This window comes from Paenibacillus sp. LK1, assembly GCF_002750415.1.
Classification (GTDB): Bacteria; Bacillota; Bacilli; order Paenibacillales; family Paenibacillaceae; genus Paenibacillus; species Paenibacillus taichungensis.
In genome coordinates this window covers 167,521-180,515 of the sequence record NZ_PEII01000016.1, presented here as the reverse complement: position 1 = coordinate 180,515, position 12,995 = coordinate 167,521, and the positions used below count along the sequence as shown (strand labels likewise).

Below are 12,995 nucleotides of genomic sequence, written 5' to 3'. Positions count from 1 at the left end.
GGCAAGTAGCACACCTGCCCATTTTAATTGGTTCGAGTACTCGGTCTGATTCAGTTGCTAATAAATCAATGCGAAGAAGGAAATTTAAAGGAGGAAAATTATGGGTTCGTTTCGAGAAGAGGCTTCACTGAAGGAATTGTACAAGGATGCATTCCACATTGGAGCAGCAGTGAGTCCGAAGACGATTGACAGCCAACGTTCATTGCTTGCATATCACTTCAACAGCCTGACGGCAGAAAATGAAATGAAATTCTCCAGTGTGCATCCACAGAAGGAACTGTATACGTTTGAGGATGCAGATGCCATCGCTTCCTTTGCCAGAGAGCAAGGCATGGCGCTGCGTGGTCATACGCTGGTCTGGCACAACCAGACTCCGGATTGGTTGTTCGAGAATGAAATTGGCGGACTGGTGGAGCGCGATGTATTGCTGGAGCGATTAAAGGCACACATTGAGACCGTCGTTGGCAGATATAAGGACGTTATCTATGCCTGGGATGTTGTAAATGAGGTTATTTCTGATGATGCGGATGATGCAAACGCATTCCTGCGCCCATCCAAATGGCTGGATATCGCCGGAGAAGGTTTTATTGCCAAAGCGTTTGAATTCGCCCATGAAGCAGATCCGCAGGCATTGTTGTTCTATAACGATTATAACGAATCTGATCCACATAAGCGGGAACGCATCTATCGGCTCGTCCGTTCATTACTCGATCATGGCGTGCCGATTCATGGCGTTGGCCTGCAGGCACACTGGAATCTGTATGATCCGTCCATGGATGATATGCGCACAGCAATTGAGCGGTATGCGCAGCTTGGACTGCAGCTTCAGCTCACCGAACTGGATGTATCGGTATTTCGCTTTGAAGACAGACGTACAGATCTCGTTCAGCCATCGCAAGAGATGCTGGAATTGCAAGGCGAGCGATACGAATCCATCTTCCGCCTGCTTCACGAATATAAGGAGCATATTAGCGCTGTGACATTCTGGGGGGCTGCTGACGACTACACCTGGCTTGACAATTTCCCTATCCGAGGGCGGAAAAACTGGCCATTCCTGTTCGATGAGTTGCATCGTCCAAAGGAAGCGTATCAGCGTGTTGCGCGAATCACTGTACCCAAGTGACATGAAACGGATCAATATCGTTTCGTTTAACCCACAGCATCTCGAAGAGATACTCGGGAGTACATATCTATTGGAAGGAGCCATTTGTATGTCCGAAATAACTAAACCGCATCAACCTATACTTACCCATATATTTACTGCTGATCCGTCAGCGCATGTATTCGAGGATCGTCTTTATATTTATCCTTCCCATGATCTGGATCACGACGGTCCGGTGAATGACAATGGAGATCAGTACAAGATGGAAGACTATCATGTGCTGTCTATGGCGGACATGAATTCACCCGTGACGGACCATGGCGAAGCGCTGCATGTGAAGGATGTCCCTTGGGCATCCAGTCAAATGTGGGCTCCGGATGCCGCATACAGAAAAGGCATCTATTATTTGTTTTTTCCGGCTCGGGACCATGATGGCATTTTCCGCATCGGCGTGGCTACATCGTCTTCACCGACAGGACCGTTCAAACCGGAGGAGCAATATATTCAGGGCAGCTTCAGCATTGATCCCGCTGTGTTTGTGGACGATGATGAGCAGGCTTATATGTTCTTTGGCGGGTTGTGGGGGGGACAGTTGGAGAAATGGCAGACGGGAAGCTACGTGGAACTTGCGGAGGGACCTGCTCCAGATGCTCCGGCGATCGGACCAAAAGTTACAAAGCTGAGTGAAGATATGCTCTCAATGGCTTCGGAACCGCTGGAGATATCCATCGTGGATCAGGAAGGAAATCCGCTGACCGCTGGGGATGAGGAGCGCAGATATTTTGAAGGCCCTTGGATGCACAAATATAACGGGAAATATTATTTGTCCTATTCCACAGGAACAACGCACAAGCTGGTGTACGCCATTGGCGACAATCCGATGGGTCCGTTTACGTTCCAAGGTACCATTTTGCCGCCAGTCATGGGCTGGACAACGCATCATTCGATTGTACAATTTCGGGAAAAGTGGTATTTGTTCTATCACGATTGTTCCCTTTCCGGCGGCGTTGATTACAAGCGCTGCGTCAAGTTTGCCGAGCTGACGTATAACCCGGATGGCACCATACGCATGATTGATCCGTATCCAGAGAAGTGATATGGATGTGAATGTGAACCGATGTCTTTTTCTCTGAAACAGTAAATTCTGAAGAGCCCTAGAGTGAATACAAATTTCAGGGCATGGTACGTTTTCCAAGAGGAAAAGGAACGAATTCCAATATAACCCTAGGTATATCCCCTCATGGTAGACAGTGAAACTCTAACACTGGATACCGGAGGGGATTTTATTAGGTCAGCGAAGAGAAGAATAAAGTTAGTAGTGCAGTAGAAAATGCTTNAGACAGTGAAACTCTAACACTGGATACCGGAGGGGATTTTATTAGGTCAGCGAAGAGAAGAATAAAGTTAGTAGTGCAGTAGAAAATGCTTAAAACTCCGTGCTATAGCACGGAGTTTTCCAATATACGAGCAGATTGAATGGGATTAAGTTAGTTGCTGCGAACCATTAAACCACACGGATTTGATCGACAAGGTATCCAAAATATTCGTTGTTGGATCACCGTCTACGAGAACAAGGTCAGCACGCGCTCCTTCGGTAATACGGCCGCGATCGTGAAGACCAAAGCAACGGGCTGGTTTCGAAGTAGCCGATTGAAGAGCTTCGATTGGAGTGAACCCGGCTTTCACTAGCAACTGCATCTCGTGGTGGACACTTGCCCCATGAGCAAGGCCTCCGAGGTTCGGAACGGGAACTGGTGCGACATCTGTCCCTACCAGAATATCAACTCCAGCACGGTGAAGGTCCATCACATTCTTAAAGCTATTCTCCATATTGCCTTGAGGGAACGTATTGAAGCTTGAGTTCAAAATATCAATCCAATCAGGGCTTAATTTGGAATGCACACGCGGATCATTCGCTAATTCGGATGCCGTATTTCCAATAATTGATGAATTCAACACCAAGCACGGTGTAACAAATGCGCCTGAACCTGCTATAGATTTCACTAACTCGGAGGTGTACTCGGGTCTGTCGATGAACAAGTGGCCCAAACCGTCGACTCCAAAATCGATGGCTTGTTGCGATGAAAGAGCCGTCAAGACGTGGGCGATGACCAGCTTACCGGACTTGTGGGCTTCTGTCACGGCTGTTTTTAGAATCTCGTCACTTAATACAGGCAGTCCAGGTGCACCCATGACCGTACCTTCTTCAATCATGATCTTAATATAGTCGGCCCCATTCTCGACTTGGGTATGCACATGTTTAATCGCTTCTTCGACTGTTGTCACTTGCGGTATTTCATCGTGATCGTGAGCGTATGCGGCTAACATTGCTTCCCGGTCTGCCTCTGATAACTTCTCTAGTTCCTTTAATACGAATTCAGGTATTTCATCTCCATCCGGCAATAATTCATCCGGATGACCACCCGGAGCGGTGATTGCTGTGCCAGCAGAACGGACATCTGCGATGTCATTCACATTTTTCAACTGAATTTCGCGCCCTCGTTTAGTAAAATCACCGTTCATTTCGAGTTCAGTGGTAACGCCGAATTGTAGGGCATCTCGTAATCCGCCGATGGAAGTGTGGACATGTGCATCAATCAGACCAGGCATTAGAGTCGCATTATCTCCATCGATAATCGTTGCATCGGCTGGAAAGTCTCCACCGACTGAAACAATAGACTCCCCTTTAATGACAACATGTCTTGATGAAATGATTTGCTCCCCATCAAAGACACGTACATTTGTAATCGCCGTAACTTGTTCTAACGCAGCATTTTTATTTATCTTATCCATTTGAATTCCTCCCAAGTGTTTCTTTCTCGAACAATTCGAATCATAACTGTTAGTTTTCTAACTGTCAACTAGCTAATGTTTTTTTTGACAAGCCAAGAGGATCGCAGTATAGTTTATATACTTACAATTAGGTTCCTAACAATATTAGGAGGGAAGATTATGAAATCCCGAAAGGAAACACCTTATCTGGATTTATTTCAGATTATCGGTCTTAAGTTAAAGAAAAGAGCGGACGAAAGTATAAAAGAACTAGGGCTAAACGCTCAACAAGGAAAAGTAATTGATTATATTTACGAAAACCAAAATAGTCATATTATTCAAATGGATCTTGCAGATCGATTTCATCTAAGTCGGGCCAGCATTACAAGTATGCTTCAAGCTCTAGAGCAGAAAGGGTTCATCGAGCGTAAAATCCCGGCCAATAATGAACGGCAAAAAAACATATACGTATTGCCAAAGGCGGTTGAATTGATTGAAGACTTCCAAGAGTCTTTCCAAAAAGTGGAGGAAGAAATCGTTCAAGTCCTTTCTGACGAAGAGAAGCAAGTATTAAAGAAATTGTTGATCAAAATCAATGAGACGATATAAAGAAGAAAAATTCCTGTGAAATGATGGCTGATTAAAAGGTTTTTGCCCCACTGAAAGTCCCTACCTGAGATGGCTTTGAAGGAAGAATTAAGAGAGGAAAGACTAGTTGCTTTACCATGGGATTTATCGGATGTATCCTTTTCCGCACAGATGCTCTGGCATCGTGAGAAATGGATTTCTCCATCAATGGCTGCCTTTATTGATATCGCAAAGAGTGAGTTGAAAACGTTGGGGTAAAAACATGGTCATCTAGAAAGTCGCTAAATTAGCGATTTTAGTTCCATGGCCCAACTTAACATGAGAAAAGCTATATTTATTAGTAAGTGTTCATTTGGATCGTTTAACTAAGCCCGTGTATGGAACCACTGTTCAGTGGTTCCATACACGGGCTTTTTTTATCTTTAGTTACTGTTTTGAAATACAGATTAAGAATGAACTACAAAGATTAATTTTATCTCATTTTTTACTGGAAATGTTTGCGCTACCATTGAGAATACAAACGGAAGTTGAGTAAGGGAGAGGTGAGAATAGGTGGGAGGCATTACTTTTGATCATGTATTTAAACGGTATAAAGGCGAATCCCGCCCTGCCGTCAACGACTTTCATTTAACGATTGATGAAGGGGAATTTCTTGTCCTGGTAGGACCATCTGGATGCGGAAAGTCAACAACGCTACGGATGCTGGCCGGGTTAGAGGAAATCAGCAGCGGAGAGTTATACCTGGATGGGAAATTCATTAATTATGTCTCACCAAAAGACAGGGATATAGCCATGGTATTTCAGAATTATGCCCTCTATCCCAATCTGTCCGTGCTGGAGAACATTGCACTTGGTCTGAAATTGCGCAAGACTGCGAAACATGAGATTGATACCCGTGTTAAACGAGTAGCCTCGATACTGGAAATCTCGCACCTATTGGACCGCAAACCAAGTCAGTTATCTGGCGGCCAAAAGCAGCGTGTGGCCCTTGGTAGAGCTATTGCAAGAGAACCACAAGTATTTTTGATGGATGAACCTCTTTCCAATCTGGACGCCAAGCTTAGAGCCCAGACACGTGCAGAGCTGATCAAGCTGCAGCAGGAACTAAGACGGACAACCGTTTATGTTACGCATGATCAGGTGGAAGCAATGACGATGGGATCACGTATTGTTGTGATGAAAGATGGTGTTATTCAACAAGTCGCCCCCCCAAGAAAGCTCTATGATGAACCTGCGAATGTTTTCGTAGCAGGCTTCATTGGTTCTCCGCAAATGAATTTCATTAAAGGCACGATCGAAGTGAGCGATGGGTTCTATTACTTCTCCAACAAACGGATGAGGCTACTGCTTCCAGAAAACTGTGTCTCTCGATTAGAACGTAAATTTGGAGCGGTTAGAAACGTTATTCTGGGCGTGAGGCCAGAACACATCTCTCTTTGCCGTGGACGTATCGATGATTCTTCGTTCCTACCAGGTATTGTACAGATGACTGAGGAGACTGGAGCCGATTCTTATGTCTACATCCAGCTTGGACATATCAGGTTAATTGTTAGAACAGAACCAGTCACACGATATGAAACGGATGAGATCGTATCGGTTGGACTCCAAATGAACAAGATACATTTTTTTGATGAGACTACGGAACTTGTATTTGGGAGAGATGAAACATGAAGAAGCGTTCATTGCCCCGCTATCTTCGCTTTCCGATACAAATATTGATTGTTGCTGCCCTGGTTGTTGGCGTTATCCGGTGGATAACCTCCGAGGAACAGGTTGTTTACTCTGGTAGTGTGACAGCTGATCAGCTACTTCAATTCCAGCCAGCAGGTGATAAAATCCCTTATGCCATCCTGATGCAGGGAGTAAGCGAACAAGAACGTTCTGGAGGAAACGGGAATGAAATACGGATCAACCCTAGTCAATATGACACAGCAGCACCGATAACCAAACTCAGTTCATCGAAGGATGACGGAAAAACCGTGCTCAATTGGGATAACGAAGCAGGATCAGTAGATTGGACGTTTCATGTAGCGAAAGCTGGCTGGTATGAACTTCATTTGGATTACAAGCCCTTACCGGGCAGTAACAGTTCCGTGATTCGGGGAGTGATGGTTGATGGCAGTTATCCCTTCGAGGAAGCGGAACGTGTTGAATTGGAACGGATGTGGAAGGATGCTAAGTATCCGTATGATCGCAACGAACTAGGTATGCAGGTAAGACCGCAACAGACGGAACTGAACGAATGGATAAGTAAAGCAGTATCAGATTATTCGGTTTCCTCCCGTCCGCTGTTGTTTCGACTGGAGACAGGGGAACACACGCTAAGATTAGTGGGCGAACGAGGTGGAGTTGCATTGCAACAAATGTCATTCCAAAGTCAGGAGCATGTCATACCGTACGAGGAATATAAGAGTGCATATCCTTCAGTATCATCTGATGCTTCCGACTGGTACATGGTGAGGGAAACAGAGCAATTTGAACGCAAATCACATCTATCAATTCAAACAGATCATTGGGCAGAGCCCTACATATCACCAGATCCCAAGGGACGGATCACCTATAATGTGCTTGGTGGAAACCACTGGAACTTACCAGGTGAATGGGTAGAATGGGATATTGAAGTGCCAACAAACGGTTGGTACGAGATTGATCTAAAGAACTTCCAAAACTATCGTCCAGGATTTAAAGCCTATCGTACCATCTCCATTGACGGCAAGGTTCCTTTCCAGGAAATGCTGAACTACGCAATTGACTATCATAAGGAATTTGAAATTACGACCTTATCCAATGTTTCCGGGGAACCCTTTAAATTCTACCTTAAACAAGGAAAGCACTCTATACGCATGACCGCGGATTCAACAAAGATGCAGCCCATATTGATTGCACTTAAGGATACTTTGTTACAGATCGCCGCTTTTGACCGTGAGATGAGGTTGATTACCGGAAACTATAGCAAGAGCGCGTCCGATTCCAATATTGACTCAACGCGGACATGGGAAATGAAAAAGTACGATCCGGAAGTTGAGAACAAACTTCAAGCTATTACAGACCGGTTGAACATGATTCGCCTTTATACCAATTCGGTCAATGAGAGGGATTCGGATCTATCACAGGCTATTAAAGCTTCGGTTACCATTCTGGAGGAGATGCTGAGCGATGTGAACGAAATTCCAAGCAAAATCAAAGAATTCTCCACGATCCAGGCCAATATCGGGACATGGATGTCGACTCTGACCAAGCAACCGCTACTTCTCGATTATCTGGTTGTGCGGACACCGGATGCTAAGACAGGCCTCAAAGAGCCTACTGCACTCTCACGAATACCTTATTCGTTAGCGGACTTCTCACGTTCCTTCTATGTGGATTATGATCTCGGAGGGCCAGAAGAAGAAGGTGCGTTAACGATCTGGGTCGGACGAGGGCGGGATTATGTTGATTTATTGCGCGAACTGGTTAGCCAGGATTTCACGCCCAAGACAGGGATTGAAGTCAATATCAATCTTATGCCAAATCCAAACATGTTAATCCTTGGAAATGCAGCAGGAGAGGTTCCTGATATTGCACTTGGAGTAGGAGAATCGATACCTGCAGATTATGCCATGCGGAATGCTGTCGAGGATTTATCACAGTATCCAGGTTTTGATGACATGATGAATCAGTTCATACCGGGTGTTACCAGAGCTCTGATGTATGATGGTGGAACTTATGGATTGCCAGAAGTACAGAATTTTCAATTGTTGTTTTACCGCTCGGACATACTTGAAAGACTGGATTTAGAAGTGCCTGATACCTGGGACGATGTGTTTGATATCTTACCCACTCTGCAAGAGAATGGGATGACCATGAACGTACCAAAAGCTGATTATTCCACATTGTTTCTGGAACATGGTACCGACCCTTATACACAAGACGGTCTGAAATCTAATATATTCAGCGACACTGGACAACAAGCATTTAAATTATGGACCGAGATGTTTACAAAATACAATTTGCCAATTGATATCCCGGCTTTCTTTCAACACTTTCGGGATGGGGATATTCCGATTGGGATATCTGATTTTAACACCTATGTTCAGTTACAAGTAGCTGCGCCGGAAATTACAGGACATTGGAAGGTCGCTCCGTTACCTGGAATTAAGCAGGAAAATGGTGAGGTTGTGCGCTGGTCTCCTCAAGGCCTAACTGGTGCGATGATCATGAAAAAAAGCGAGCAGAAAGATAAAGCTTGGGAATTTCTGAAGTGGTGGACTTCAGGAGAAATACAATCTCGATATGCTGCGGATATGGAATCATTTTATGGTATTGAATATCGCTGGAATACAGCCAATGTAAAAGCGATGGACTCTCTAAACTGGCCTGCTGATGATTTGAAAGCTATTCGGGAACAAGCCAGTTGGGCGTTGAACATGCCGAATGTACCGGGATACTATTTCTTGGGCAGGGAGATGGATTTTGCATGGAATCGAACCGTATTTGACGGCATACCAGCGGATGAATCATTGGAAGAAGCGCATTTGTCCCTGCAGCGGGAGATGGACCGCAGACAGCGGAACTTCGGCATCATGGGCAGAAGTTTGAATATTCCACAGATTACAGAGCCCTACGTATGGGAGGACACAGAATCGTGAAAACAGAGGTTGTTCCAGTGTTACACCCAACTAAGCCACCTTCACCTTTTGTATCAAAGTGGATGCGTTTTCTAAGAGAGCTTAGAAAAGATGCTTTCTGTTATCTTTTTCTGGCACCGTTTCTAATTTGCTTTCTCGTATTTATCGTCGTTCCTGTCGTGATGGCGGCCACACTTAGTTTTACATCTTATGATGGGTTTGGAAGTCTGAATTTTATCGGTTTTGACAATTTCATCGCATTATTTACGCAAGATATTATTTTTTTGACCAAGGCACTTCCGAATACATTTCTGTTTGCATTAATTGTTGGGCCGGGTGGTTATATTCTATCGTTCTTCTTCGCTTGGCTGATACACCAACTGCCTCTGCGGGTCAGGGATTACTATACATTAGTGTTCTATGCACCCTCTATGGCTGGTGGGGTAGCATTGTCGGTCGTTTGGATTGCAGCGTTCAGTGGCGATAGGGTTGGGTATCTAAATAATTTTTTATTGCAAATGGGCTGGATTGACTCTCAAATCACTTGGCTGCAAGATCCCAAGTATTTGCTTCCTATTATGATTATGGTCTCCTTATGGATGAGTTTCAGCGTAGGTTTTCTGGCGATGCTTGCGGGATTACAAACGGTCAATCGCGAGCTGTATGAAGCCGGCCGCATCGATGGCCTCTCCAATCGGCTTCAGGAAGTATTCTATATCACTATCCCATCGATGAAGCCACAGATGTTGTTCAGTGCCGTCATGACCATCGTGTCTACACTGAAGGCAGGCAGTATTTCGACCCAGCTTACGGGTATGGCGGTGACTCCTCAGTATGCCGGTCATCTGATCATTAATCATGTCGATGATTATGCATTCATCCGGTTCGAACTTGGTTATGCTTCTGCAGTGTCGGTCATGCTGCTGTTGTTCAGCTATTTTGTGATGAGGTTTGCATATCGGCTGTTCAACTCGAAGGAGGAGCTGTAAGTATGATAGCCAAATTACGAAAGCTCCGCTCAGTATCATCTTTCGATGTCATTCTGATTTTGTTGTTTACTTGCCTGGCAGTATTTATGTCACTACCCATTGTATTTATTTTCAATCATGCCTTTAAACCACAAAATGAATTGTTTTTGTTTCCACCTCAATTCTTTGTACAACAGCCAACACTAAATAACTTTGAAACGTTGTTTCTTCACGCTACCAATGCCTTGGTACCGTTCACCCGTTACCTGTTTAACAGTATGGTTGTTGTGTCATTTACACTCATCAGTGTAATCATGGTCAGTACAATGGCAGGTTATGTATTGGCAAAATATCAGTTCCATTTCAAGAAACTCATTATGGGGATGATCACACTTTCCCTTATGTTCGCACCTGAAACTGTTTCCATTCCACGTTATCTGGTCATCAGCGCTCTTGGACTGAACAATACGTATTTCGGACACATCTTACCTTCACTTGCATCACCGGTGGCGGTGTTCATGTTGGTCGGATTTATTTCCCAAATTCCAAATGATCTGATGGAGGCTGCAAAGATTGACGGAGCCAGTCATTTCGGTATATTCAGACGAATTATTCTGCCTTTATCCGTTCCAGCCATTGCAACGATATCCATTCTTACTTTTCAAAATGTGTGGGGTGATGTCGAGACCTCAACTTTGTTCATGCAAAAAGAGGCGATGCGTACTTTACCGTTCTATGTGAATAGCCTGCTTAGTGGGCTGCAGAACAATGTCGCAGGACAGAATATGGCAGCAGCAGCCGGACTGCTCATTTTTATCCCGAATTTGATCATCTTCCTGCTCTTCCAACGCAAGGTATTGGAGACGATGGTCCATTCCGGTATTAAGTAAAGTCATCAGTAAAGGAAGTAGAGTCGCGATGAAAAAATGGTTATCAATGGCACTCATAGGCTTGATTGCGTTAACCGTTCTGCCGAAGGCAGCTTCAGCAAGTCTTCCGTACTGGACGGCTTATTATGACAGTAACCAGTCTAACTGGTTCCAAATTCAGCCGATTTACAGACCAGCAGGTGCCTATTCTGCCGACTTTGGGGAACCGGTAGACCTTGACGTAGCCTCAGACGACAAGGTCTACATCGCAGATAAGAAGCAGAACCGAATCGTAGTGCTAGATCAGGATGGTAGTCTTCTGCGTACAATCGGTGAAGAAGAAGGATCAGGACAGTTGTCTTCACCTGAAGGTGTGTTTGTCACACCGGACAATGCAGTGTATGTTGCGGATTCAGGTAATCAGAGGATCGCGGTATTTGATCAAAACGGGGTGTTTCAGCGTGATTTCAAAAAACCGAATACACCATTAATGGGGTCCGAGCACTTTGTGCCCGTCAAGTTGATCGTTGATCGTCGTGGTGTCATGTACATACAACTGAATTCATCTTATCAAGGGCTTGTTCGGTTAAATCCCCAAGGTGAATTCATGGGTTACTTCGGTGCTAACAAAGCAGATCAATCCATGCTCAACTGGTTGAAGAAACTGGTTCTCAATAAAGATCAATTGGCCAAGGAAAAGGCTGCGCTTCCTAAACCGATTACGAATGTCTCGCTAGACAAAGACGGCTTTATCTATACTTCGACTGCTGGCGGTGAGGGGAAGGGAGCCATCCGTAAACTGAATGCAGGCGGCGTGGATATATTCAAGAATAAGACGTTAGAGAACGGTCACGGTATTGTTGATGCTGCGATTGATGCTGATGCATTTCTCTACAATATTGACCTTGACTCTATGCACATCAATATGTACGACCGTAATGGGGAAGCGATGTTTGAGTTTGGTCTTGTCAATAAAGATACGCAGCAGTATGGCATATTGGGTTATCCGACAGGCATTGGGGTGGACAGCAACCATGCGATCTGGATCTCGGACAGCGGTACGAATACCGTACACAAATATGTGCGTACTGATTTGGGAAGAGATGTGCTGAAAGCGCTAGCATTGTATGCAGAAGGGAAATACGAGCAAAGCAAGCCTTACTGGGAAGCTGTCTACGCCCGTAACGATATGTATAACGGCACCTTTCAAGGTTTAGGAAAAGTGCTTCTACATGAAGGACGCAACGAGGATGCGTTGATGTTTATGAAGGCAGCCTTTGATACAGAAGGTTACTCCAAAGCTTTCTGGAAGCTGAGGTTAGACTGGTTGCAGAACCACTTTATGATCCTGATATATAGCCTAGTAGGGGGTGGACTCTTCCTCCATTTTGGTATACGCGGAATACGTTTATACCTGCGGAAGCGGCCGCTTTCTGAGCGCTTGCAGCAACCTTTCGCTGATTTGAAAAATTTCAGTTATGTGATGTTTCATCCATATGAAGGATTCTACCGGATCAAGGAAGCGAGAATTGCACCATGGATTACGATAGCCCTGCTGTCTCTCGTGCTGGCCATCAAATTATGCACAATCTACTGGACTGGGTTCCTCTTTCATCCAGTTGAACTCTCAGAAGTTAATTTACTAAAAGAGATGGGGTTCTTCATCCTACCATGGATCACCTGGATTGTTGCCAACTACTTAGTTTGCAGTGTCAAAGACGGTGAGGGTAAATTCAGAGAAGTAATTCAAGGAAGTGTGTATGCGCTATCACCATACGTATTCTTCTCAATTCCACTTCTGTTATTATCCAACATCGTCTCACTAGATGAATCGATCATCATTCATGCCATGAATATGGTGATGGTACTGTGGCTTCTCTCCATGTTCTTTGTGATGACACAAGTAATTCACAATTTTGAATTTGTGGAAACGATCAAAAACTCGGCCGTTACTGTGTTTGCGATTCTGACGATCTGGATGTTTGGTTCCATTATTTTCGGATTGTCCTTTAATCTGTATGACTTTTTCTATGAGCTTTACAAAGAGGTGAACATCAATCTATAACACACTCAAACGAAAATGGAATAG

The 12,995-nt window shown here is 44.6% G+C and carries 10 protein-coding genes; 9 read left to right on the top strand and 1 reads right to left on the bottom strand.

What is annotated here, in order from left to right; all coding sequences use genetic code 11:
- The first annotated feature begins 100 nt into the window (after nucleotides 1-100).
- Both CS562_RS28415 and CS562_RS28410 read left to right on the top strand, forming a co-directional pair.
- The gene (locus tag CS562_RS28415) at nucleotides 101-1,123 is read left to right on the top strand and encodes an endo-1,4-beta-xylanase (protein WP_099858935.1); all 1,023 of its coding nucleotides are present in this window, start codon (nucleotides 101-103) and stop codon (nucleotides 1,121-1,123) included.
- A gap of 88 nt (nucleotides 1,124-1,211) precedes the next feature.
- Nucleotides 1,212-2,198 carry a glycoside hydrolase family 43 protein gene (locus CS562_RS28410; RefSeq protein ID WP_099858934.1) on the top strand — a complete coding sequence of 329 codons (987 nt, stop codon included), beginning with the start codon at nucleotides 1,212-1,214 and terminating at the stop codon, nucleotides 2,196-2,198.
- A gap of 386 nt (nucleotides 2,199-2,584) precedes the next feature.
- On the opposite strand, the gene CS562_RS28405 is transcribed toward CS562_RS28410, so the two are convergent.
- The gene (locus CS562_RS28405; protein ID WP_099858932.1) at nucleotides 2,585-3,895 is read right to left on the bottom strand and encodes an amidohydrolase family protein; all 1,311 of its coding nucleotides are present in this window, start codon (nucleotides 3,893-3,895) and stop codon (nucleotides 2,585-2,587) included.
- 159 nt (nucleotides 3,896-4,054) lie between these two features.
- Here CS562_RS28405 and CS562_RS28400 point away from each other — a divergent pair, with 159 nt between their 5' ends.
- The 7 genes from CS562_RS28400 (at nucleotide 4,055) to CS562_RS28370 (ending at nucleotide 12,971) form a co-directional block, all read left to right on the top strand.
- Nucleotides 4,055-4,483 (top strand): MarR family winged helix-turn-helix transcriptional regulator, encoded by a 429-nt coding sequence (locus CS562_RS28400; RefSeq protein WP_076291416.1) that lies wholly within the window; start codon nucleotides 4,055-4,057, stop codon nucleotides 4,481-4,483.
- Between the two features lie 69 nt (nucleotides 4,484-4,552).
- On the top strand, nucleotides 4,553-4,720 hold the full coding sequence (locus CS562_RS28395; protein ID WP_257219632.1) for a LysR substrate-binding domain-containing protein: 168 nt from the start codon (nucleotides 4,553-4,555) through the stop codon (nucleotides 4,718-4,720).
- Nucleotides 4,721-5,014: 294 nt separating this feature from the next.
- Nucleotides 5,015-6,133, top strand: a complete 1,119-nt coding sequence (locus CS562_RS28390; RefSeq protein ID WP_076291415.1) for an ABC transporter ATP-binding protein — start codon at nucleotides 5,015-5,017, stop codon at nucleotides 6,131-6,133.
- Nucleotides 6,130-9,090, top strand: a complete 2,961-nt coding sequence (locus CS562_RS28385) for an extracellular solute-binding protein (RefSeq protein WP_099858931.1) — start codon at nucleotides 6,130-6,132, stop codon at nucleotides 9,088-9,090. The genes CS562_RS28390 and CS562_RS28385 overlap by 4 nt, the downstream gene beginning before the upstream one ends.
- Nucleotides 9,087-10,058, top strand: a complete 972-nt coding sequence (locus CS562_RS28380) for a carbohydrate ABC transporter permease (protein WP_257219631.1) — start codon at nucleotides 9,087-9,089, stop codon at nucleotides 10,056-10,058. Before CS562_RS28385 ends, CS562_RS28380 begins: the two co-directional genes overlap by 4 nt.
- A gap of 2 nt (nucleotides 10,059-10,060) precedes the next feature.
- The gene (locus CS562_RS28375) at nucleotides 10,061-10,927 is read left to right on the top strand and encodes a carbohydrate ABC transporter permease (RefSeq protein WP_076291413.1); all 867 of its coding nucleotides are present in this window, start codon (nucleotides 10,061-10,063) and stop codon (nucleotides 10,925-10,927) included.
- 28 nt (nucleotides 10,928-10,955) lie between these two features.
- The gene (locus CS562_RS28370) at nucleotides 10,956-12,971 is read left to right on the top strand and encodes a YIP1 family protein (protein WP_099858927.1); all 2,016 of its coding nucleotides are present in this window, start codon (nucleotides 10,956-10,958) and stop codon (nucleotides 12,969-12,971) included.
- Nucleotides 12,972-12,995: the final 24 nt, after the last annotated feature.